Source organism: Cupriavidus oxalaticus (assembly GCF_004768545.1).
GTDB lineage: Bacteria > Pseudomonadota > Gammaproteobacteria > Burkholderiales > Burkholderiaceae > Cupriavidus > Cupriavidus oxalaticus_A.
In genome coordinates this window covers 158,135-180,067 of record NZ_CP038635.1, presented here as the reverse complement: position 1 = coordinate 180,067, position 21,933 = coordinate 158,135, and the positions used below count along the sequence as shown (strand labels likewise).

Here is a 21,933-nt window from a genome sequence, read left to right as displayed (position 1 = left end):
GCCATCCGCCCCGCAAGCGCCGCACGGGGCACCACGGCGGCCCGCCGGCGTTCCGTTCGCGCAACAGCACAGCTTCTTTCGCGGCCTTTGCCGTTTGTCTTGCGCTTCGCCGTACCAGTTCCCGCCGTATCAGTTCCCGCACCATGACCGATCCCGCCACCGTCCTGACCGGCCAGCTTCGCCCCGTCGAGCATTGCAGCCAATGCGGCGCCGGCTTCGTCTGCGGCTACGTGGCTGGGCTGCGCGAGTGCTGGTGCGCCAGCCAGCCGCTGCTGCCGGCACGGCGCATCGTGCCCGGCCAGCACTGCCTGTGCCCCAGCTGCCTGGCGGCGCGCCAGCGCGGCGATCAGGCGCCGGAGCCCGCCGAGGGCTGAACCGCGGGCACAGGGCCGGACGACGCGCCGGCGCTGCTCCACTGCATCGCCAGCATCCCCACCACGATCAGCGTGGCGCCCGCCAGCCGCGCCGGCGTCATGGCCCGCACTGCGAATCCGGCCAGGCCGAACTGGTCGACGGCCAGCGCGGCCAGCACCTGCCCCGCCACCACCGCGGCAATAAAGCCGGCCGCGCCGAGCTTCGGCGCCATCACCAGGGCGGCCGAGATATAGAACACCCCCAGCACCCCGCCAATCCACGTCCACGCCGGCGCGCGCGCCAGCACCGATGCCGCGGGCAGCGGCACGCGCAGCAGCCATAGCAGGGGCAGCAGCGCCGCCAGGCTGACCAGCAGCGACACCAGCGTCGCCCCCAGCGGATGTCCCAGCGTACGCGCCAGCGTGGCGTTGGCGCCCGCCTGGAACGGGATCACGGCGCCCGCCAGCACGGCGGTGGCAAGGGGCAACACTAGGGGCAACAGCAAGGAAATCGGGAAAGAATTCGGCAACTGGATGCCTGACATGTCACGCTCCGTAGGGCAAACTGCGATGCCTGACAGTTTGAAATATCGCAAAGCGAATTCCCAATTCTGCTTTCATACGTTTAATATTCGCCGAATGAATAGCCTACGCGGAATCGACCTCAACCTGCTGGTGGTGCTTGAAGCACTGCTCGCCGAGCGCCACATCTCACGCGCCGCGCTGCGCCTGCACCTGAGCCAGCCGGCGGTCAGCCATGCGCTGGGGCGGCTGCGGCAGCTGCTCGACGATCCCATCCTGGTACGCGGCAAGGGCGGCCTGGTGCTGAGCGCACGCGCCCATGAACTGTCCGGCCCGCTGGCCGAAGCGCTGTCGCAGGTGCGCATCCTGCTGGGGCCGAGCGGCTTCCAGCCCGCCACCGCGCGCCGCAGCTTCCGCCTCGCGATGTCCGACTACGGTGCGCTGGTGGTGCTGCCGCGGCTGCTGCGCGCCTTGCGCAAGGCCGCGCCCAATATCGACCTGGTGGTGTCGCAGGCCAGCCGCGAGGGCATGACGGCGCAGGTGGCCGATGGCGAGATAGACATGGCGCTGGGCGTGTTCAGCTACCAGCCCGAAGGCGTGCAGTCGGCCGAATTGTTCCGGGAAAGCTATGCCTGCGCGGTGGACGCGGCCACGGTGCGCGACACCGGCCGGCTCGACCAGGTGGCCTACCTGGCGCGCTCGCATGTGCTGGTGGCCACCCACAGCGAACGCATGGACGCGATCGACGCCGCGGTCGCCAGGCTGGGCGGGCGGCGCAAGATCGCCTGCGTGGTGCCGCACTGGAGCGTGGCGCCGGCGCTGATCGGCGGGACCAACCTGGTGCTGACCACGGCGCGGCGCAGCCTGTCGGCGCTGGAGGAAGACTCGCGCTACGCCATCTTCGAGCCGCCGTTTGCGCTGGAAGACTTCACCTTCAGCATGATCTGGCACGAGCGCACCGAAGCCGATCCGGCCCACGCCTGGCTGCGCGAGCGCGTGCTGGCGGCGGCGGCCAGTCAGGAATCGGAAGAGCCGATCAGCTTGCGCGGCTGACGCCGCCGCGCCGGCTTGGCGGCACCCGGCACCGGCGGCTGCGGCCGGGCGTCACGGCGCCTTGCCGGCGGTTCGGGGGATGCAGGCCGTGCGGGCGGCGTGCCCCCGCGGAACACCAGTTTCTGACGCGTGCCGTGCTGCTTGTTGGCCATGATGGCTGGCGGCCAGGGCCAGGCCTGGCTTCTGCTGATCAGTGCATGTGATCGCCGTGGCCGGCGTGGCCGCCGCCCGGCACCATGTCGCGCACTTCGGCGTTGACCTTCTGCTCGGTCACCTTGCCGCCCTGCTCGATCTTCAGCGTGATGGGCACGGTGTCGCCCTTCTTGAGCTGGCTCTTCAGGCCCATCAGCATCACATGGTAGCCGCCCGGCTTCAGCTCTACGTCCTTCATCTTGGGCAGGTCGAGCGACTTGACCTGCCGCATGCGCATCACGTTGTTTTCCATCTTCATCTCGTGGATCTCGGCCTCGCCCACCGGCGACGAGACACCCACCAGCTTCGCGTTCTCGTGCGCATGCAGCACCATGAACGCGCCCGAAGCGGCCTGCGTCGGCACCGTGCCGCGCACCCAGGCGTTGCTGACGTCGACCTGGGCCAGCGCGGCCCCGGACGCCAGCGCCGTGGCCAGTGCGGCAATCGATGCGGCCAGCGTGGCCGCGCGGAATTTGGCTTGCATCGTTGTCTCTCCTGAAAGCAGAGATTAGAACATGGCACCGCGCGCCGCGTGCAGGCATGCCAGGGCATGCGGGCCGGCCAAAGCCGGCTAGTCTGGCAGCCGCGGCGGCGCGCCGCCAATGCGGCAAGGTGTCGCACGCGCCGGCACCTTCCGGCCGCATTGATACACTCGCGCCATGACCACCGCCGCAGCCGTGTCCCCCTCATCCCCCTCATCCCGCTTGCCTGACCTGCCCTTCCTGTCGCCCTTGCCGGCCGCCAGCTCGCCGCGCCACGGCCAGGTGACGCTGCGGCGGCTGTTCTGGCTGCGCTGGGCGCTGCTGTCGGGGCAGGCGCTGACGCTGCTGGCCTGCGACCCGATCGCCGGCATCCGGCTGCCGTATGGGCCGCTGATGGTGGTGCTCGGGCTCCAGGCGCTGTTCAACCTGATCACGGCGCTGCGCCTGCGCCAGCACACGCGGCGCAACACGGCGCCCGGCGAAGCCGAACTGATGGGGCAGCTGCTGGTGGACCTGACCGCGCTGTCGGCGATCCTGTTCTACACCGGCGGCGCGACCAATCCCTTCGTGTCGTTCTACCTGCCGGGCCTCGCCATCGCCGCGGCCATCCTGCCGTGGCGGCAGGTGCTCGCGCTGGCGGTCTATGCGCTCGCCTGCTACACGGTGCTGCTGTTCGAATACGTGCCGCTGGACCTGCACAACCCCGACAACGCGGTGAACTACCACCTGGCGGGCATGTGGCTGAACTTCGTCGCCAGCGCGGTGATGATCGCGATGTTCGTCGCGCGCCTGTCGGGCGTGCTGCGCCAGCGCGAGGCGCAGCTGAACCTGGCGCGCGAGCAGCTGCTGCGCGAGGCGCGCGTGGAAGACCTCAACGGCCAGGCCGCCGCGGTGGCGCATGAGATCGGCACGCCGCTGGCGACGCTGGCGGTGATCGCCGGCGAGCTGCGCGCCGATGCCTCCGACGCGGCGCTGGGCGCCACGCCGATCCGCAGCTACCTGCCCGACCTGCAGACCGTCGAGCAGCAGCTGGCGCTGTGCCGCACCACGCTGGCGCGGCTGCGCGAGGACTCGGCCACGCTGGCGCCGCAGCGCCTGGACGCCTGGCTGCCGGCCTTTGCCGAGCGCTGGCAGCTGCGCCATCCCAACGCCAGCCTGCAGGCAAGCGCCACGCCGGGCGCCGGCGCGCAGCCGGTGGAGACCGCGCGCGTCGGCCAGATCCTGACCATCCTGCTCGACAACGCCGCGCGCGCCCAGCAGAACGCCGGCCGCTCCAGCCGGCCGCTGCAGCTGGAAATCGCCATGGAGCCGGGACACGTGGCGCCGTGGCTGTCGTTCCGCGTCGCCGACCATGGCGACGGCATTCCCGAGGCACTGCGCGGCCAGCTCGGCGAAATGCCGGTGGCCAGCCAGCACGGCGGCCAGGGCATCGGCCTGTACCTGGCGCAGAGTGGCGCGCGCCAGATGGGCGGCGAGCTGGGCTGGCGCGACCGCTCCGGCGGCGGCACCGTGGCCGAGCTGCGGCTGCCCGCACTGTCTACGCTATCGGCGCCGCGTGCGCGCAGCGCATCCTGAACCCACGCGCGACTCCTGACCATGACCGACACCTTCCAACCGGTTCCCGAAGCCACCGCGCCGGCGGGCACTTCGTTCCTCGTCATCGACGACGACGAAGTCTTTGCCGGCACGCTGGCACGCGCGCTCATGCGCCGCGGCTACGCCGTGCAAGTGGCCCATGACGGCCGCACCGCGCTGGCGCTGGCGGGCCGAACCGACTTTGCCTACGTCACGCTCGACCTGCACCTTGAGCCGCCGCCCGAGGCCGGCAGCACCGCGCCGGCCGAATCCGGCCTGCAGCTGGTCGCGCCGCTGCGCCAGGCGCTGCCGGACGCGCGCATCCTGATCCTGACCGGCTATGCCAGCATCGCCACCGCGGTGGCGGCGGTCAAGCAAGGCGCGGACGAGTACCTGGCCAAGCCGGCCAATGTCGATTCGATCCTGACTGCGCTGATGGCGGGGGTGTCGGAAGACGCGGCGCAGGCCGCGCTGGAAGAGCCGGTGCCGCTGTCGGTGGCGCGGCTCGAGTGGGAACATATCCAGCGCGTGCTGGCCGAGCATGGCGGCAATATCTCCGCCACGGCGCGGGCGCTGAACATGCACCGGCGTACCTTGCAGCGCAAGCTGGGGAAGCGGCCGGTGTCGCGGTAGAAGGGTAGGGAAACCGGATTGCGGCTGCCGCGCTTACAGGCGCAGCTGCACGTGTTCCCAGTCCAGCCCTTCGCTGGACTCGGCAGTATCGCCCTGCGCGACGATGCGCATGGCATCGCCCGCATGCCGGTCCGACAGCGAGAACAGCGCGCCGGCTTCAAGCGCCAGCGTGGCGGCCGCGGCCTTGGCGGCGCCGCGCGCGCTGGCCTGTGCAGCAGGTGTGGCCGGTTTGGCCTGCGTGACTTCGGCTGCCTGCACGGCAGGCACGGCGGGACGGATGCAAAGGAATGCCGTGGCCGCGGCCAGTGCGGCCAGCAAGCCTCCGGTGGCAAGCACCACGCGGCGGGTCTTGTAGTTGACCATTGGTTTCTCCTGGCAGTGGTTTGAGTGGGATGCGGTGGCTCCCGCACCGGTCAATCGACCGTCAAGGTGCGCAAGGGTCTCATTGCCGCGCGCGGGTGCGCCAGTGTGCTTACCAATGCTTACGATGCTTACCGCGATGTGGCAGGCGGATACGTACTGACAACAAATTCCAGCCGCGACCCGACAAATCGGCATAGGGGGCAGCCCATCGGGCTGCATCCCCTGCCACACCACCCGGCATGCGGGTCCGCACCGGGCGGTTCGAGAGGTTGAGGTCAGACGAGACGGGGCAGTCCCAGACTATCGAAGTAGGCAGTGGTCAGCACCCGATGAATCGCCGATAGGCTGTTGTGCCACCAGCGACGGCTTAACGCCGCCACCGACTGCGCCACCGGTAGTGAGGCCCCCAGGCGAAGCAGTTCGCGGTGGATAGTCTTGCCCCTGCGCCACTGTTTGAGCTGCAAGGCCCGAAGCCGCCGCCTTATCCAGCTGTCCAACTCACGCCAGATTCTGGAGGTCTGCGCCAGCCCGAAGTAGGCTTTCCAGCCCAGCAGGTAAGGGCGCAACTGATCGACTACGGCTTGGAGGCTGCGCCCACCATTGCGCCGCGTCAGTACCCTGACACGCTGTTTGAACGCCGCCATTGGCTTAGCAGCCACCACACGTTTGATCACACCGTCCCGGGCTTGCCATAGGCCATACCCAAGGAACTTGCGACCAAATACCGGCGCCACGGCGCTTTTGGCTTCGTTAACTTTCAGCTTGAGGCGGTCATAGAGCCTTCGTAGCAGAGCCATCACCCGCTCGCCAGCGCGACGACTGCCAACGTAGACGTTGCAGTCATCGGCATACCGCGCGAAGCAGTGACCCCGCCACTCTAACTCCTTGTCCACCTCATCTAGCAAGACGTTGGCCAGCAGCGGCGACAGGGGACCACCTTGCGGCGTTCCCTGATGCCGTTCCATGACCACCCCGCCATCCATGATTCCCGCGTTCAGGTAGGCTCGTATCAGCCGGATGATCCCGGCGTCGGCGATGCGTTGCCTTAGGCGGTCGATCAGAATGTCGTGGTTGACCCGGTCGAAGAACTTCTCCAAGTCCACGTCCACCACCACATGACGGCCCGACTGCACGAACGACTGAGCGGCTAACACCGCATCATGTGCCCGCCGTCCAGGCCGAAACCCGTAGCTATGCTTGCTGAAGGTCGGGTCAAGCAGCGGTTGCAGGACTTGCAACAGCGCCTGCTGGATCAGCCGATCCGTCACCGTCGGGATGCCAAGCTCGCGCTCGCCACCTTCCGCCTTCGGGATCGTCACCCGTCGTACCGGACTGGGCCGGTACGTCCCCCGCAGCAGTTCCTCACGGATACGAGGCCACTCGGACGCCAGTTTGCGCGACGTCTGGTCAATGTCCAGCCCGTCCACACCCGCCGACCCCTTGTTCGCCCGCACCCGTTTGAACGCCTGCCGCAAGTTCTCGCGCGTCAGCGCCGCTTCCAGCAGCGCCGACCCTGTGCCGTCCGTTTCATGCCGCGGGATTTCGGCTTCGCCGCGACACACTCCATCCGGGGCTTCACCCCTGGCTTCGGTGTCCCGCCCCGCTCGCGCGGGCTTCTGGCGCCTGGCCTCCAACATCGTCATGGCTTCTGACACTTCCTCTCGTTCGGCCCTTCGCCAATAGCTCCAACCTTGCCGGTCTGTCCTCTGGCTACTACGGCCTCTGCTGACTCCTCACTCCGGCTCGACGCCGTTACCCTTTCGGGATCGAGGTGAGGTCTCCCCAGGTAAGAACGCACTCCTTCATCGCACAGCCGCCACATTTACGCTGCCTCGCCTTGATCACAAGAGCTTCGCGGTTTCTCGCCCGCTCGCCCTGCTCAGCCGCGCCTTCTATGTGGTTCTTGTTCATCGGCTCACGATTTACGCTCCACGCTTCCTCCCCACGCTCGGTCGCCCTCACGCAGTTGCGCTTCGCTTCGTTCGCTGTGATCAGCTTACGGTGGGACTTGCACCCACAAGAGTGCGCCCATGCTGGGCGCACAAAAAAAGGGCGCATCGTGATGCGCCCTTCTTGTTCCGGCCCTGCGTGCCCGCTTACAGCACGTAGCGCGACAAGTCTTCGTTGCCGGCCAGGTCGCCGAGGCGCTGGTCGACATAGGCCGCGTCGATCGTCACGGTCTCGCCCGACGACTTGGTGGCGTGGAAGGACAGGTCCTCCAGCAGCCGCTCCATCACCGTGTACAGACGGCGCGCACCGATGTTCTCGACCTTCTCGTTGACCGAGAACGCGATCTCGGCAAGTCGGCGGATGCCGTCCGGCGCGAACACCAGGTTGACCTCTTCGGTGTTCAGCAACGCCTGGTACTGCTTGGTCAGGCTGGCATCGGTCTGCGTCAGGATGGCCTCGAAGTCCTGCACCGACAGCGACTCCAGTTCCACGCGGATCGGAAAGCGGCCCTGCAGTTCGGGGATCAGGTCGCTCGGCTTGGACAGATGGAACGCGCCCGAGGCAATGAACAGGATATGGTCGGTCTTGATCATGCCGTACTTGGTGTTCACCGTGGTGCCTTCCACCAGCGGCAGCAGGTCGCGCTGCACGCCCTGGCGCGACACCTCGCCGCCGCCGATTTCGCTGCGGCTGGCGATCTTGTCGATCTCGTCCAGGAATACGATGCCGTTCTGCTCCACGTTGGCGATGGCCTTGTGCTTGAGCTCCTCGTCATTGACCAGCTTGGCGGCCTCTTCGTCGACCAGCAGCTTGAAGGCTTCCTTCACCTTCATCTTGCGGCGCGCCTTCTTGCCCTGGCCCAGGCCGGCGAACATCGAGCGGATCTGCTCGGTCATGTCCTCCATGCCCGGCGGGCCCATGATGTCCATGCTCGGCACGCCGGCGGCGAGTTCCAGCTCGATTTCCTTGTCGTCCAGCTGGCCCTCGCGCAGCTTCTTGCGGAACACCTGGCGCGTGTTGGAATCCTTCTCTTCCGGCTGCGAGAAGCCGATATCGCGCGGCGGCGGCAGCAGGACGTCGAGCAGGCGGTCCTCGGCCGCGTCCTCGGCCTTGGTGCGCACCTTCTTCATCTCGGATTCGCGCGTCTGCTTGATCGCCATCTCGGCGAGGTCGCGCACGATGGTGTCGACGTCGCGGCCGACATAGCCCACCTCGGTGAACTTGGTCGCTTCAATCTTGATGAACGGCGCGTCGGCCAGCTTGGCCAGGCGGCGGGCGATCTCGGTCTTGCCGACGCCGGTCGGGCCGATCATCAGGATGTTCTTGGGCGTGATTTCCTGGCGCAGCGGCTCGGCCACCTGCTGGCGGCGCCAGCGGTTGCGCAGCGCCACCGCCACGGCCTTCTTGGCCTTGTCCTGGCCGATGATGTGCTTGTCGAGTTCGGAAACGATTTCCGACGGGGTCATGGTGTGCGACATGGTATCCGTTCAGTAGGGCGCGCGTTGCCGCCTTCGCTTATTCCAGCGTCTCGATGACGAAGTTGGTATTGGTGTAGATGCAGAGCTCGCCGGCGATGGTCAGCGCTTTCTCGACCACGTCCTTCGGCGCCATCTCGGTGTTCTCCATCAGCGCCTTCGCGGCCGACTGCGCGTACGCGCCGCCCGAGCCGATCGCGGCGATGCCGCCCTCGGGGTCGAGCACGTCGCCGTTGCCGGTGATGACCAGCGTGGTGTCGCGGTCGGCGGTGATCAGCATGGCTTCCAGCCGGCGCAGCGCGCGGTCCGAACGCCAGTCCTTGGCCAGGTCGACCGCGGCGCGGGTCAGGTTGCCCTGGTACTTTTCCAGCTTGGCTTCGAAGCGGTCGAGCAGCGAGAAAGCATCGGCCGTGCTGCCGGCAAACCCGACCAGCACCTTGCCGTTGTAGATGCGGCGCACCTTGCGTGCGGTGCCCTTCATCACGATATTGCCGAGAGTGACCTGGCCATCACCGCCAAGTGCGACCTGGTTGCCGCGGCGAACGCTGACGATGGTAGTGCCGTGATACTGTTCCATGGTGGCTTCCGTGAATATGTCACGACCGTAGTTGGCGACGCCCCCGGCCGTTTCAAGCCCTTTCGTGCGCCGGGCCACACAGGCGGCGCGCCGCGCGGGCGTCTGACCACTATAGGACGCCGGGCGCGGGCCTGCCGCTGCACCTCGTGCGCCTCCCCCCAGATGCAAAAAGGGCCATGCGTTGCCGCATGGCCCTTCCATGGCGCCCGGCGCATCACTTCAAGCGATGCGCCCTGGCAATCCGATCAGTCCGCTCAGTCGGCTCAGTCGGCATATACGCCGGCCTTCTTGATCACCGGGGTCCACTTGTTGATTTCGGCGGTCAGGTTGGTGCGCAGCGATTCCGGCGTGGCGCGCTGTGCCGGCACCGCTTCGGCGCCCAGCTCGGCCATCTTGGCGCGGAACGCCGGGTCGGCCACGGCCTTCTGCAGGGCGGCCGACAGCTTGTCGATCACCGGCTTGGGCGTGCCCTTGGGCGCGTACATGGCGTGCCAGACCTTCACTTCCACGTTAGGCATGCCCTGTTCGGCTGCCGTCGGGACGTCCTTGAACGCCTCCACGCGACGCGCCTGCATGGCTGCGTACGGCTTGACCGAGTGGGCCTTCAGGTGGCCGGCCAGGTTGGTGGTCTGGTCGCACAGCAGGTTGACCTGGCCGCCCAGGATATCCGTCAGCGCCGGCGCCGCGCCCTTGTACGGCACGGTGGTCAGCTCGGTCTGGATCGCGCTCTGGAACAGCAGGCCGCACAGGTGCGAGGCCGAGCCGATGCCGGCGTTGGCCAGCGACAGCTTGGCGGCGTTGGCCTTGATGTACGGCAGCAGTTCCTTGAAGCTGTTCGGCGGCAGCTGCTTGTTGCCGACCAGGATCATCGGCACGTCGGCGATTTCACCGACCATCTCGAAGTCCTTCAGCGGATCGAAGCCCAGGTTGCGGTACAGCGCCGGGGCCGTGGCCATGCCGATATGGTGGATCAGCACGGTGTGGCCGTCGTTCTTGGCCTGGACCACCTTCTTGGCACCGATGGTGCCACCGGCGCCGCCCAGGTTTTCGATCACGATGGTCGCGCCCAGGTGCTTGGACATGATCGCGGTCAGTTCGCGCGAGAGCTTGTCGGTCGGGCCGCCCGCCGAGAACGGCACCACGGCCGAAATGGGCTTGCCGCCCGGGAATTCCTGCGCGTACGCGCCTGCCGCCACGCCCATCGCGCTGACTGCCAGCGCGGCCGCGATCGTCTTTGCCACTCGTTTCATGCTCTCTTCTCCTGGTTCCTTCAATACCCGTCTTGCAATGCATTGCCGCCGGCTTGGCCCCTGCTCGTGCGGGGGCGCTCTGGCGCGGTCTCACTAGCCGCGCTTGGACCATGACCGGCTGGCGCCGCTGCCCCTGCGGTAAACCGCAAGGGCGGGGGATGATGTTAGCAACTCCAGACAATGCGCAGGTATAGGGGCTAACCCGCCTGCAATCCGCGGCATATGGCGGGAAATCCGGAAAACAGGCAGGGATCGGCCGCAAAGGCACGCTTTTGCGACATGTGGCGCTGCTCAACGGAAAAAACCGAGCATTTCCTCAAGTAGCGGTTCGGGGGCTTCTTCCGGGAGGTAGTGCCCGCACGGCAGCGCCTTGCCGCTGACATCGGCGGCTACCTCCTGCCACAGCCCGAGCGGCTCGAAGCAGCGCGCCACCACACCGTGCTCGCCCCACAGCACGCGCAGTGGCAGCGCCAGCCGGCGTCCGGCCTCGCGGTCGGCGCGGTCGTGCTCAAGGTCGATGGTGGCGGCGGCGCGGTAGTCCTCGCACATGGCGTGCACCCGCGCCGGGTCGCGCATGGCCGCCACGTAGGCGGCCATCGCGTCCGGGGCGAACGGGCTCGGGCCGGCGTGGCGCAGGCCGACCAGCTTCTGCAGGTAGAACTCGGGCTCGGCGTTGATCAGCGTCTCGGGGAACGGCGCGGGCTGGATCAGGAAGAACCAGTGCCAGTAGGCCGCGGCAAAGGCCATGCTGGTGCGCTCGTACATGGCCAGCGTGGGCGCGATGTCGAGCAGCATGGCACGGCTCACGGTTTCGGGGTGGTCGGCGCAGAGCCGGTGCGCCACGCGCGCGCCGCGGTCGTGGCCGCACAGCGCAAAGCGCGTGAAACCGAACTTCGCCATCAGCCCGACCTGGTCCTGCGCCATGGCGCGCTTGCTGTAGTGCTCATGCCCGGCGTTGCCCGGCGGCGCCGAACTGCTGCCGTAGCCGCGCAGGTCGGTGGCGATCACGGTGAAGTGGTCGGCCAGCGTTGGCGCCACCCGGTGCCAGATCAGGTGGCTTTGCGGATGGCCGTGCAACAGCAGCAGCGGCGGGCCGGAGCCGCCCTGCACGCCGGCGATCTCGACCTCGCCGATGCGGTGCCGGAAGGGCTCGAAATTAGGGAACAGCAGCGCGCTGGCGTCGTTCAGCATGGCTTGTCTCCGCTCCTGGGTCGCTTGTCGATCATAGGCGCAAACCCCGCCCTCGGCGCCGCCCGTGACTACCGGGGACTACCGGGCGCATCCACGGACCGTTGCAACTGAATTGCATCAACCGTGGGCCTATGGTTAAATCGGCCCATGACCCGCATTAGCCCGGACGGGCCGGCCCCTGGACCGGCGCCCGCCATCCTTGAAGCCGCCCACGAGCGCCTGCGCCAACTGGGCGCGCGCGTGACGCAGCCGCGGCTGTGCATCCTGGCCTGCCTGATCGGCAGCGACGAAGCGCTGACCCACCAGGCCGTGATCGACCACCTGCCCGAGCAGGGCGAGACCATCGACCGCGTCACCGTGTACCGCGTGCTGGACTGGCTGGTGGAGCAAGGCGTGGCGCAGAAGCGCGCCGGCAACGACCGCGTGTTCCGCTTCAGCCTGGTCGAGCACGAGGCCGCGCGCGCGCAGGAACACCGCCAGCACAGCCATTTCCACTGCACCCGCTGCGACCGCACTTTCTGCCTGGACGACGCCAGCGCCCCGGCCCAGCCGGCCGCGCCGCGCGTGCCCAGCGGCTTTGCCATCGAACATGTCGAACTGACCGTGAACGGCGTCTGCGCCGAGTGCGGCAAGCGTACGCCCGCCGCCCACTGACCGGCACTCTCATTTCCCGGAGAACAACAAATGTCCAAACTGACCCCGGTCACGATCCTGACCGGCTTCCTCGGCAGCGGCAAGACCACCCTGCTCAAGCGCATCCTGAACGAGCAGCACGGCATGAAGATCGCCGTGATCGAGAACGAGTTCGGCGAGGAAAACATCGACAACGAGATCCTGGTGCAGGACGGCCGCGAACAGATCGTGCAGATGAGCAACGGCTGCATCTGCTGCACCATCCGCGGTGACCTGGTGCAGGCGCTGTCAGAACTGCTGACGCGCCGCGACGCCGGCGAGATCGACTTCGACCGCGTGGTGATCGAGACCACCGGCGTGGCCAACCCGGGCCCGGTGGCGCAGACCTTCTTCATGGACGAGGAAATCGCCTCGCGCTACCTGCTCGACGCGGTGATCACGCTGGTCGATGCCAAGCACGCGCACCTGCAGCTGGACAAGCAGGAAGAGGCGCAGCGCCAGGTGGGCTTTGCCGATGCCATCTTCATCACCAAGTCCGACCTGGTCAGCGAGGGCGACGTGGCCGAGCTGCGCCACCGCCTGCTGCACATGAACCCGCGCGCGCCGATCCGCCCCGCCCATTTCGGCGAGACGCCGATCGACACCATCTTCGACCTGCGCGGCTTCAACCTGAACGAGAAGCTGGAGCTTGACCCAGAATTCCTGCGCGCCGACGAGCATGACCACGATCATGACCACGAGCACGGCGAGCATTGCGGCACCGACTGCGGCCATGACCACGACCACCACCATGGCCACGGGCACGACCACCACCATCACCACCACCATACCGACCGCATCGCGTCGTTCGTCTTCCGCAGCGAAAAGCCCTTCCACTACGGCAAGCTGGAGGAATTCCTGTCGGGGATCCTGGCGGTGTACGGGGAGAAACTGCTGCGCTACAAGGGCGTACTATATATGGAGGGCGTGGACCGGAAAGTCGTGTTCCAGGGCGTCCACCAGTTGATGGGCAGCGATATCGGCGCCAAGTGGGAAGACGAGACGCCGGGCACCAAGATGGTATTTATCGGCGTGGACCTGCCGCGGGACGCCATCCTCAAGGGCCTGGAGAACTGCCTGGCCTGAGTGCACGGACCGCCGCATGCGCGGTCCCTACCTTCGGACACCGTTCACGGCCACCCCCGTTCGGGGTACCGGGGAAATACCGAAGTGCTGGCTGGCTTTCCCCCGTATCTCGGAAAAATTTGTTCAAGTACAATAGGCCGGATTTGATACCGGTGGCGCACCTTTTTTCCGCCGCCGGTATGGTCCGCTGAACAGGCGGGCCGCAGGGCGGCGGTCGTCGTCAGCATGAGGCAGGCCGCCGGGCAGGTGCGGTCGCAGTGCTTCGTGCGGAGACCGCCTTTCCGCTAGGGGTACCTCGGCGCGCGCCGTCACTGACTGACGCGAGAGAGAGGTGTCCCATGACAGCCGCAACGAAGACGAAAGAAAGCCGCAGCAAGACAGGTAGTGCAGCGGCAGAGACGCTCAAGGCGCAGCCTGTGAAGGCCGCGCCCGCTCCCCGCGGCAGTACGGCGAACGCCGAAGCGGGCGCAACGAAGGGAGGCCCGCGAAGCAGCAAGACTGCAGCCAGCCAGAGTGAAACGACCGTGGCGCGCAAGCGCACGGACAGCGAATCCGAGCGGACCCAGACGCCGCCGGCCGCCTCAACAAGAGAATCAGCAGCAACCATGAGCAGCAACAAACTTCTGACTGAAGCTGAAATCCTGAAGATGAGCGACAAGGATTACATGAACGAGGCGCAGCTCGCCTTCTTCAAGAATCGCCTTGAGCAGCTGCGTGACGAAATCCTGAAGAACGCTGACCAGACCACGGAACACCTGCGCGAAACCGTCATCGTGCCGGATCCGGCTGACCGCGCCACCATCGAGGAAGAGCATGCGCTGGAACTGCGCACGCGCGACCGCGAGCGCAAGCTGCTGAAGAAGGTCGAGCAGTCGCTGCAGCGCATCGAGTCCGGCGACTACGGCTGGTGCGAGGAAACCGGCGAGCCGATCGGCGTTCCGCGCCTGCTGGCCCGGCCCACCGCGACGCTGTCGCTGGAAGCCCAGCAGCGCCGCGAACTGCGCCAGAAGCTGTTCGGGGACTGAAGCCCAGCAACTGAGCCGGCCTGCCTGGCCGGCGCAGCCGCGACACGACGGCCCGGTTTATCCGGGCCGTTTGCATTGGTGGTCAAGCGCGGGGCACCGCTGCACTTGTCGTGGCCCGGCCACGGCCTACCATGATGAGAATCGTCCCGCTGTCGCCGGCCGGGGCTTTCTGGTAAATTCGCAACTTTGTTGCAACAACCGGGTGCGCGCCTGTTTGCGGCCCCTGCTTGCAGTCCCTGCTTGCAATCCCTGCTTGCGCCGCCGGTTCGCCACCTTTCCGCTCTCCTGCCATGGCTGATCGCCTGCCTGTCACCGTGCTGTCCGGCTTTACCGGCGCCGGCAAGACCACGCTGCTGAACCACCTGCTTGCGCAAGGCGCCGGCGGGCGCGTGGCCGTGCTGGTCTGCGGCGCGCAGGATGGCCAGACGCTGGCGCCGCTACCGCCCGGCTGCGAGGCCACCGTGCTGCCGGATGCCGGCACGCTGATGGCCGAAGCCGCGCGGCTGGCCGCGCAAGGGCGCTTCGATGCGCTGCTGGTCGAGGCCGATGGCCGGGACGACCCGCTCGCCATCGCCGAGGGCTTCCTGTTCGAGGCCGAGCACGGCGCCGGCCCCGATGCCGCGCTGCAGCCCGACACGCTGGTAACAGTGGTCGACGCGGCCACCTTCCTCGCCGACCTCAACGAAGCCGATTTCCTGGCCGACCGCGGCCTGGCGCAGGGCCCGGAAGACGACCGCACCGTCGCGGAAGTGCTGGCCGCGCAGGTCGAGTTCTGCGACGTCATCGTGCTGAACAAGGCCGACCTCGCCAGTGCCGGCGAGCTGGCGCGGCTGCGCGCGGTGCTGCATGCGCTGAACCCGCGCGCCGAGATCGTCGAGGCCAGCTTCGGCAGCGTGCCGCCGCAGCGGGTGTCCGGCACCGGCCGCTTTGACTTCGCCGCCGCCGCGGATGCTCCCGGCTGGCTGGCTGCCCTGCAGGGCACGGCGCCGGAGCCGGACAGCGGCGTGTCGACGCTGGTGTACCGGCGCCGCCGCCCGTTCCATCCACAGCGCTTTGCCGACCTGATCCATACCGAATGGCTGCGCGAACAAGGCAGCGTGCTGCGCTCCAAGGGCCTGTTCTGGCTGGCCAGCCGCATGGACACCGCCGGCGACTGGAACCAGGCCGGCGGCGTATGCCGCCACGGCGGCGCCGGCGCCTGGTGGTCTGCGCTGGACCCGGCCGAGTGGCCGACCGATGACGCCGACCGTGCCGGGATCGAGGCCGACATGCAGGTCGACGGCGCGCCGGCACCGTTTGGCGACCGCCGCCAGGAGCTGGTGCTGATCGGCTTGGACCTGGACGCTGCCGCGCTGGCGGCGCGGCTCGATGCCTGCCTGCTGGACGATGCCGAGATGGCGGCAGGCACGCAGGCGTGGGCGGACTACGCAGATCCGTTCCCGGCGTGGGTCGACGAGCTGGACGAGGACCACGAACACGACCACGGCCACGATCATGACCATGGCGACGATTGCGGCTGCGGCGCGCCGCACCATCCCCATGCGCACTGACTGGTTCACCCGCCTGCGCGCGCACGGCCCGGGCTTGTGGCTCGCGCTGTGGCTGGCGCTATGCCTGCTGCTGGCGCAGCATGCCGGGCTGACCCACCGCATCGTGCACGGCGGGCTGCCGGGGACCAGCGCAGCCGCGTCGGTCACGTCGGTCACGCCGGCCGAGGCCGACGCGACCAACGCCGATACCGATTCCCATCCACTGGCGCAGAAATTCAGCGGCCACTCCTGCGTGCTGTTCGACGGCGCCACGGTGGCCGACACGCTGTGCGGCAAGCTGCCGCTGCCGCGGCTCGCCTTCGGCAAGCCGGTCAAGCCTGCCAACCTCGCCTGGCGCTGGCCCGACCTGCCCGCCGCCCACCCCTTCCATTCGCGCGCGCCACCGGCGCCGGCCATCGCCCTCGCCTGATCCGGGACGCGGCCATCGCCGCGTGCCTGGCTTTCGAATTTTCCTGAGCTGAACGCCTGCCGCCCGCCTGGTGCGGCCGTCCCATACGGGGCGGCTCGCGCCACGCCACGCCATGCAGCCGTGCCCAGCCCGGGGCTGATTGCCACTGCTTCGTTACGCGCGCCATGTCCAAACAGAACTGCACGAAAAACAGCGCCCCTTGCCTGACCCCGCTCGCGGCCATTGCCGCCTCCCTGACCGCCTCGCTCGCTGCCCTGGCAGCGCCCGCGCACGCGCAGACCGCCACGCCTGCGGCCACCGCCGAAACCGCTCCTGCCACCGCCACTGCTACCGGCACGCTGCGCGAAGTCGTCGTCACCGCCAACCCGCTCGGCAGCGAACTGAACGACATGGTCGCGCCGGTCTCGACGCTGGGCGGCGACGCGCTGGCCGTGCGCCAGGCCAGCACGCTGGGCGAGACGCTCGACAAGCTGCCCGGCGTGTCATCGACGTACTTCGGCCCCAATGCCAGCCGCCCGGTGATCCGTGGCCTGGACGGCGACCGCATCAAGGTGCTGCAGAACGGCGGCAGCACCGTCGACGCTTCGACCCTGTCCTATGACCACGCGGTGGCGCTGGATCCGCTGGTGGCCGAGCGCATCGAGGTGGTGCGCGGCCCGGCCGCACTGATGTACGGCGGCAATGCCATTGGCGGCGTGGTCAACGTGATCGACAACCGCATCCCCAAGGAGCCGATCGAAGGCGTAGGCGGCGCCGTGGATGCCAGCGGCACCATCGGCGGCGACCAGGCCCGCAATGCCAGCGCGCTGATCGAGGCCGGCAACGGCCAGTTCGCGGTCCATGCCGACGCGTTCGCGCGCAAGACCAGCGACCTGCGCATCCCCGGCTACGCCCGCAGCGACCGCCTGCGCGCCGCCGAGCCCCTGCCCGAGGGTGAAAGCGAGGCCTACGGCCGCCTGCCCAACACCAGCGCCGATCAGCAGGGGGGCTCGCTGGGCGGCTCCTACACCTGGGCCGATGGCTTTGTCGGCGCCAACTACAGCGCCTACCGCAATGACTACGGCACGCCCGCCGAGGACGACGTGCGGCTGAAGATGAAGCAGGACCGCTTCGCGCTGGAAGGCGAGGCGCGCAACCTGGCCGGCACCACCGGCGGCTGGATCGAATCGGTCAAGGGCAAGTTCGGGTACACCGACTATGAGCACAAGGAGATCGAGGGCGGCGAGACCGGCACGATCTTCAAGAACCGCGGCTGGGACGCGCGCTTCGAGGCCAGGCACGCGAAGATCGGCAACATGACGGGGGTGATCGGCACGCAGTTCGGGCATACCGACTTCTCGGCGCTGGGCGAAGAAGCGTTCGTGCCGAGCACCAATACCGACAACGCCGCGCTGTTCCTGTTCGAGGAACTGCCGCTGACCGCGTCGGGCGACCTCAAGCTCAACTTCGGCGGCCGGCTCGACCACAGCAGCATCAAGGCCAGCGCCAACGGCAACGACCGCTTTGCCGACGCCAACCGCAGCTTCAACGCCACCAGCGCCTCGGCCGGCCTGCTGTACAAGGTCAACCCGGCGTGGTCGCTGACCAGCAACCTGTCCTACACGGAACGCGCGCCGACCTTCTACGAGCTGTACGCCAACGGCCCGCACGTGGCCACCGGCTCGTGGGAGCTGGGCGACCCCAACGCCAACAAGGAGCGCGCCACCTCGATCGACCTGGGCGTGCGCTTCAAGTCGGGGGCGCACAGCGCGGGCGTGTCGGGCTACTACAGCCGCTTTGCCAATTACCTGGCGCTGTCGGCCACGGGCCGCGCGCGCGACGAGGCCGGCGACGTGGTCGCCCCGGGCAGCCCGGATTCGCTACCGGAGTTCCAGTACCTGGGGGTGCCGGCCACGCTGTACGGCTTCGAGGCCGAGGGCAAGACACGGCTGCTGCAGAAGATGCTGACCACCAGCGACACGCTGGATTTCGAGGCGCGCGCCGACTACGTGCGTGGCGAGAACCGCGACACCGGCGAGCCGCTGCCGCGGCTGGCACCGCTGCGCCTGGGCGGTGCGCTGGTGTATGGCGCGGGGCCGTGGGGCGCGCGCGTGGATGTCACGTACGCGGCCAAGCAGACGCGCGTGCCGAGCAACGACACACCGACCGATGCATATACGCTGCTAAGCCTGGCGTTGACCTACAAGTTCAAGGTGGCCGGGACGCAGACGCTGGTGTACCTGCGCGGGGATAACCTTACCAACCAGGATGCGCGCAATGCGACGTCGATCCTGCGGGATATCGCGCCGCTGGCTGGCAGGAGTGTGAAGGTGGGGTTCAGGACGTCGTTTTGAGGCCGCGTGGCGGCTTAGCGGCTGGCGCGACTTCGTTGAGACCCCGGTCCTATCCCCCGGCCCCTCTCCCGCAAGCGGGAGAGGGGCCGGGGAGAGGGCTGGCGCTTCCCATCGCGCAAGCCCTGCAACCACCTCAATCCCGATTCACCACCCACTCCCCCTCCACCGCCAACGCGCCCGCTCCCACCAGCGCCCGCACCGTCTGCGCGGAAATCCCGGCCATCTCCTGCCCCGGCATGAACCGGTCGCGAATCCGCACCATCAACGGCGCCTCCGCCATCCACCGCGCCAGCTCCGCCTGCGCCATCCGCTGCTGCTCCAGCAGCTTGAACTTCACCAGCACCTTGACCGCGTGGCTGGCATTGCGCGCGGGATCGGCGCTGAGGTGACGCAGCCGCGCGGTCGCGCGCTCGACCGCGGCATCGACGTCGGTAAACATGGGCCCGTGACCGGGAATCACCAGCCGCGCATCGAGCTCCGCGATGCGCGCCAGCACGGCCGCCTGCTCGGTGAAGCCGCTCTCGCCATCCAGCTCGGGAAAGATCACGCCGAAGCCGTTCTCCCACAACGCATCGCCGGAAATCAGGATGCGCGGCCCCGGTGCGAACAGCATCACCGCATGCGGGTCATGGCCTGGCGCGGCCACCACCTGCCAGTCGATGCCGCCCAGCGTCACCGCATCGCCATCGTGCAGCACGCTGTCGAAGCCGAAGCGGTCGCACTGCTGTCCGGTGGCACGGTAGGTGAGCGCCTCGGTATCCCACGCGGCCACGGCCGCGGCTTCGGCTGCGGGAATCGCGGTACGCGGCTGCCAGCGTGCCTGCAGCGCGGCATTGCCGCCGCAATGGTCCGAATGCAGGTGGGTGTTGAGGATGCGCACCAGCGGCCGTCCCTGCAGCGCGGAAGCGACCAGCGCCACGGTCTGGGGCGCATGCGTGACGTAGCCGGTGTCCACCAGCGCGGTCTCGTCGCCATCGACGAACAGGATGTTGTTGGCCGACAGCCAGCCGCGCTCGAACACGCGCATGGTGTCGGGCAATGCGGGCAACGCGGGCATCGATGCTTCGCTCAAGGGGGTGTCTCCTCGCCCGCCAGCCAGGCGGCGCGCCGGGGCAGTTGCGCCCAGATGCGGCGCTTGTCTTCGTCGCTGGCCGATGACCAGCCGGCGATCTCTTCGATGGTGCGCAGGCAGCCCTCGCAGTAGCCGCTGGCGGCGTCCATGCGGCAGACGTTGCGGCACGGCGAGGGCACCGGCGATTCCAGCCGGGCGGCCTGCGCGGCAAGCTCCGCGGCCAATGCCGCAAGCGTGGCTGCCGCGCGCGCTTCAGGCATGTTTGTGCTGCCGCGCCGCCTTGGCCGCCACCTTCTCGTTGAAGCGACCCGCGTCGATCATGTGGCGCTCGTGCACGCCCTCGGAAATCTTGTCCTCGCCATCCCAGGCGCTCAGTTCGAAGCGCAGGCGGCGGCCGTCCACCTCGACCAGCTGGCCCTTGACCGTCACCGTCATGCCCGGCGGCGTCGGCGCCAGGTGCGAGAAGCTGACCAGCGTGCCGAGCGACTGCTCGCGCGGCCAGTCCAGGTGCTTGCGCAGCATCTGCAGGCAGGCGCATTCCATGATGCCGACCAGGTAGCCGGTGGCCAGCACGTCGGGCATCTCCGGGCAGCAGGGAATATCGTCGTACAGGCGCGGCACGGTGGCCTTGGGCGGCACCGTGTATTGCCAGCTGAAGGTCAGCCCCGGACGTAGCTCGGGGCTCATGCCGGCGCTCCGGCGGCCACGTCGGCAACCTCCGCGCCGGTCATCTGCTGCAGCTGCTGCGGCGTCAGGTTGAACACCGCATGCGGATGGCCGGCGGCGGCCCACAGGCTGTCGTAGCGGAACAGGTCCTGGTCGAGCAGCATCACCGGCGCGACCGCATGGCCGATCGGGCAGACGCCGCCGATGGCATAGCCGGTCTTCTCGCGCACGAAGCGCGCATCGGCCTTGCCCAGCGCACCAACGCGGGCGGCCACCTTGGCCTCGTCGACGCGGTTGCTGCCGCTGGCGATCACGAGCACCGGCGCATCGTCCTCGACGCGGCGGAAGATGATCGACTTGGCGATCTCCGCCACGCTGCAGCCCAGCCCCGCCGCGGCTTCGGCGGAGGTCTTGCCGGTGGCGGGCAGCATCACCACCGGGCGGTCGTGGCCGAGTCCGGCCAGCAGGTCCGCCACGCGCTGCGCGGATTCGGGCAGCGCTTCGTTACTTGCCGTCATGGGTTCTCCTTGTTTCTGGACTCAGGCGCAGGCCGGCGCCGCATCGCTGGCGGCGGCCCACTTGGTCAGCAGCGCCCGGCCCACGCGCGAGCTGTTGGCGCGGCCGATCGCCTGCGAGATGTAGTCGCCGGTGCGCACCACCGCTTCCAGGTCGATGCCGGTATGGATGCCCATGCCGTGCAGCATGTACAGCACGTCTTCGGTGGCCACGTTGCCGGTCGCGCCCTTGGCATACGGGCAGCCGCCCAGCCCGGCGACCGAGGCGTGGAAGATCGCGATGCCCACTTCCAGGCTGGCCAGGATATTGGACAGCGCCTGGCCGTAGGTATCGTGGAAATGCCCCGAGAGCCGGTCCAGCGCGAACTCCGCGGCGGCGGCGCGCATCACTTCCTGCACGCGCACCGGCGTGCCCACGCCGATGGTGTCGGCGATATCGATCTCGTCGCAGCCCAGCTCGCGCATGCGGCGCACCACGTCGACCACGGCGCTGACCGGGACCTCGCCCTGGTACGGGCAGCCCAGCGCGCACGAGATGCTGCCGCGCAGGCGCACACCCTTCTCTTTTGCCGCGGCGGCGACCGGTTCGAAGCGCCGGATCGACTCGGCGATCGAGCAGTTGATGTTCTTCTGCGAGAACGCCTCGCTGGCGGCGCCGAAGATCACCACCTCGTCGGCGCCGGCGGCAATGGCGCCCTCGAAGCCCTTCATGTTCGGCGTCAGCACCGAGTACAGCGTGCCGGGCCGGCGCTGGATGCGGGCCATCACATCCGCGCCATCGGCCATCTGCGGCACCCACTTGGGCGAGACGAACGAGGCGGCCTCGATATTGACGAAGCCGGCGTCGGTCAGCTGGTTGACCAGCGCGACCTTGACGTCGGTCGGCACCATGGCCTTTTCATTCTGCAGGCCGTCGCGCGGGCCGACTTCGACGATCTTCACGTAGTTCGGGATGGTCATGGCCGTCTCCTGTCTGTTCTTCGCTGTCT

The 21,933-nt window shown here is 68.3% G+C and carries 23 protein-coding genes; 10 read left to right on the top strand and 13 right to left on the bottom strand.

Annotated elements, in window-relative coordinates; all coding sequences use genetic code 11:
• Positions 1-143: 143 nt before the first annotated feature.
• On the top strand, positions 144-374 hold the full coding sequence (locus tag E0W60_RS11635; protein WP_135704214.1) for a cysteine-rich CWC family protein: 231 nt from the start codon (positions 144-146) through the stop codon (positions 372-374).
• Here E0W60_RS11635 and E0W60_RS11630 read toward each other — a convergent pair.
• Entirely contained in the window at positions 347-898 is a 552-nt protein-coding gene (locus E0W60_RS11630) for a DMT family transporter (RefSeq protein WP_135704212.1), read from the bottom strand. The two genes, E0W60_RS11635 and E0W60_RS11630, sit on opposite strands and share 28 nt — an antisense overlap.
• A 94-nt stretch (positions 899-992) precedes the next feature.
• Here E0W60_RS11630 and E0W60_RS11625 point away from each other — a divergent pair, with 94 nt between their 5' ends.
• Entirely contained in the window at positions 993-1,928 is a 936-nt protein-coding gene (locus tag E0W60_RS11625) for a LysR family transcriptional regulator (protein WP_135704210.1), read from the top strand.
• 190 nt (positions 1,929-2,118) lie between these two features.
• On the opposite strand, the gene E0W60_RS11620 is transcribed toward E0W60_RS11625, so the two are convergent.
• Positions 2,119-2,604 carry a copper chaperone PCu(A)C gene (locus tag E0W60_RS11620; protein WP_133098138.1) on the bottom strand — a complete coding sequence of 162 codons (486 nt, stop codon included), beginning with the start codon at positions 2,602-2,604 and terminating at the stop codon, positions 2,119-2,121.
• Between the two features lie 175 nt (positions 2,605-2,779).
• Between E0W60_RS11620 and E0W60_RS11615 the strand changes: the two genes are divergently transcribed.
• Both E0W60_RS11615 and E0W60_RS11610 read left to right on the top strand, forming a co-directional pair.
• Complete coding sequence (locus E0W60_RS11615) at positions 2,780-4,177, top strand: ATP-binding protein (RefSeq protein ID WP_135704208.1); 1,398 nt, start codon at positions 2,780-2,782, stop codon at positions 4,175-4,177.
• 21 nt (positions 4,178-4,198) lie between these two features.
• Positions 4,199-4,810: a response regulator transcription factor gene (locus tag E0W60_RS11610; protein ID WP_133098136.1), complete on the top strand. Its 612-nt coding sequence runs from the start codon at positions 4,199-4,201 to the stop codon at positions 4,808-4,810.
• Between the two features lie 33 nt (positions 4,811-4,843).
• On the opposite strand, the gene E0W60_RS11605 is transcribed toward E0W60_RS11610, so the two are convergent.
• The 6 genes from E0W60_RS11605 to E0W60_RS11575 form a co-directional block, all read right to left on the bottom strand.
• Positions 4,844-5,173, bottom strand: coding sequence for a hypothetical protein (locus tag E0W60_RS11605; RefSeq protein WP_133098135.1), 330 nt, complete (start codon positions 5,171-5,173; stop codon positions 4,844-4,846).
• 275 nt (positions 5,174-5,448) lie between these two features.
• Positions 5,449-6,816, bottom strand: coding sequence for a group II intron reverse transcriptase/maturase (gene ltrA, locus E0W60_RS11600; protein ID WP_135702721.1), 1,368 nt, complete (start codon positions 6,814-6,816; stop codon positions 5,449-5,451).
• 453 nt (positions 6,817-7,269) lie between these two features.
• Complete coding sequence (hslU, locus tag E0W60_RS11590) at positions 7,270-8,601, bottom strand: ATP-dependent protease ATPase subunit HslU (RefSeq protein WP_133098134.1); 1,332 nt, start codon at positions 8,599-8,601, stop codon at positions 7,270-7,272.
• A gap of 37 nt (positions 8,602-8,638) precedes the next feature.
• Entirely contained in the window at positions 8,639-9,175 is a 537-nt protein-coding gene (gene hslV, locus E0W60_RS11585) for an ATP-dependent protease subunit HslV (RefSeq protein WP_012351483.1), read from the bottom strand.
• Between the two features lie 263 nt (positions 9,176-9,438).
• A complete protein-coding gene (locus E0W60_RS11580; protein ID WP_135704206.1) occupies positions 9,439-10,425 on the bottom strand; it encodes a tripartite tricarboxylate transporter substrate-binding protein in 987 nt (328 codons plus the stop codon).
• Positions 10,426-10,716: 291 nt separating this feature from the next.
• Positions 10,717-11,616, bottom strand: a complete 900-nt coding sequence (locus E0W60_RS11575) for an alpha/beta fold hydrolase (protein ID WP_133098132.1) — start codon at positions 11,614-11,616, stop codon at positions 10,717-10,719.
• Positions 11,617-11,763: 147 nt separating this feature from the next.
• Between E0W60_RS11575 and E0W60_RS11570 the strand changes: the two genes are divergently transcribed.
• The 6 genes from E0W60_RS11570 (at position 11,764) to E0W60_RS11545 (ending at position 18,691) form a co-directional block, all read left to right on the top strand.
• Positions 11,764-12,270, top strand: coding sequence for a Fur family transcriptional regulator (locus tag E0W60_RS11570; RefSeq protein ID WP_133098131.1), 507 nt, complete (start codon positions 11,764-11,766; stop codon positions 12,268-12,270).
• Positions 12,271-12,300: 30 nt separating this feature from the next.
• Entirely contained in the window at positions 12,301-13,374 is a 1,074-nt protein-coding gene (locus E0W60_RS11565) for a CobW family GTP-binding protein (protein WP_135704204.1), read from the top strand.
• Positions 13,375-13,712: 338 nt separating this feature from the next.
• Positions 13,713-14,399, top strand: a complete 687-nt coding sequence (gene dksA, locus E0W60_RS38325) for an RNA polymerase-binding protein DksA (RefSeq protein ID WP_239477827.1) — start codon at positions 13,713-13,715, stop codon at positions 14,397-14,399.
• A gap of 290 nt (positions 14,400-14,689) precedes the next feature.
• The gene (locus E0W60_RS11555; protein WP_133098129.1) at positions 14,690-15,949 is read left to right on the top strand and encodes a CobW family GTP-binding protein; all 1,260 of its coding nucleotides are present in this window, start codon (positions 14,690-14,692) and stop codon (positions 15,947-15,949) included.
• Positions 15,894-16,358, top strand: coding sequence for a hypothetical protein (locus E0W60_RS11550; protein ID WP_135704202.1), 465 nt, complete (start codon positions 15,894-15,896; stop codon positions 16,356-16,358). Before E0W60_RS11555 ends, E0W60_RS11550 begins: the two co-directional genes overlap by 56 nt.
• A gap of 164 nt (positions 16,359-16,522) precedes the next feature.
• Positions 16,523-18,691 carry a TonB-dependent receptor gene (locus E0W60_RS11545; protein ID WP_135704200.1) on the top strand — a complete coding sequence of 723 codons (2,169 nt, stop codon included), beginning with the start codon at positions 16,523-16,525 and terminating at the stop codon, positions 18,689-18,691.
• A gap of 133 nt (positions 18,692-18,824) precedes the next feature.
• On the opposite strand, the gene E0W60_RS11540 is transcribed toward E0W60_RS11545, so the two are convergent.
• From E0W60_RS11540 to E0W60_RS11520, 5 genes are read right to left on the bottom strand one after another with little or no spacing between them, the layout of a single operon-like run.
• Complete coding sequence (locus E0W60_RS11540; protein ID WP_133098202.1) at positions 18,825-19,748, bottom strand: MBL fold metallo-hydrolase; 924 nt, start codon at positions 19,746-19,748, stop codon at positions 18,825-18,827.
• An 11-nt stretch (positions 19,749-19,759) separates the two neighbouring features.
• The gene (locus E0W60_RS11535; protein WP_133098126.1) at positions 19,760-20,023 is read right to left on the bottom strand and encodes a DUF1289 domain-containing protein; all 264 of its coding nucleotides are present in this window, start codon (positions 20,021-20,023) and stop codon (positions 19,760-19,762) included.
• Entirely contained in the window at positions 20,016-20,450 is a 435-nt protein-coding gene (locus E0W60_RS11530) for a thioesterase family protein (protein WP_133098125.1), read from the bottom strand. Before E0W60_RS11530 ends, E0W60_RS11535 begins: the two co-directional genes overlap by 8 nt.
• Positions 20,447-20,947, bottom strand: coding sequence for a YbaK/EbsC family protein (locus tag E0W60_RS11525; RefSeq protein ID WP_029047310.1), 501 nt, complete (start codon positions 20,945-20,947; stop codon positions 20,447-20,449). The genes E0W60_RS11530 and E0W60_RS11525 overlap by 4 nt, the downstream gene beginning before the upstream one ends.
• Positions 20,948-20,968: 21 nt before the next feature.
• Positions 20,969-21,904 carry a hydroxymethylglutaryl-CoA lyase gene (locus E0W60_RS11520; RefSeq protein WP_133098124.1) on the bottom strand — a complete coding sequence of 312 codons (936 nt, stop codon included), beginning with the start codon at positions 21,902-21,904 and terminating at the stop codon, positions 20,969-20,971.
• Between the last annotated feature and the right edge of the window lie 29 nt (positions 21,905-21,933).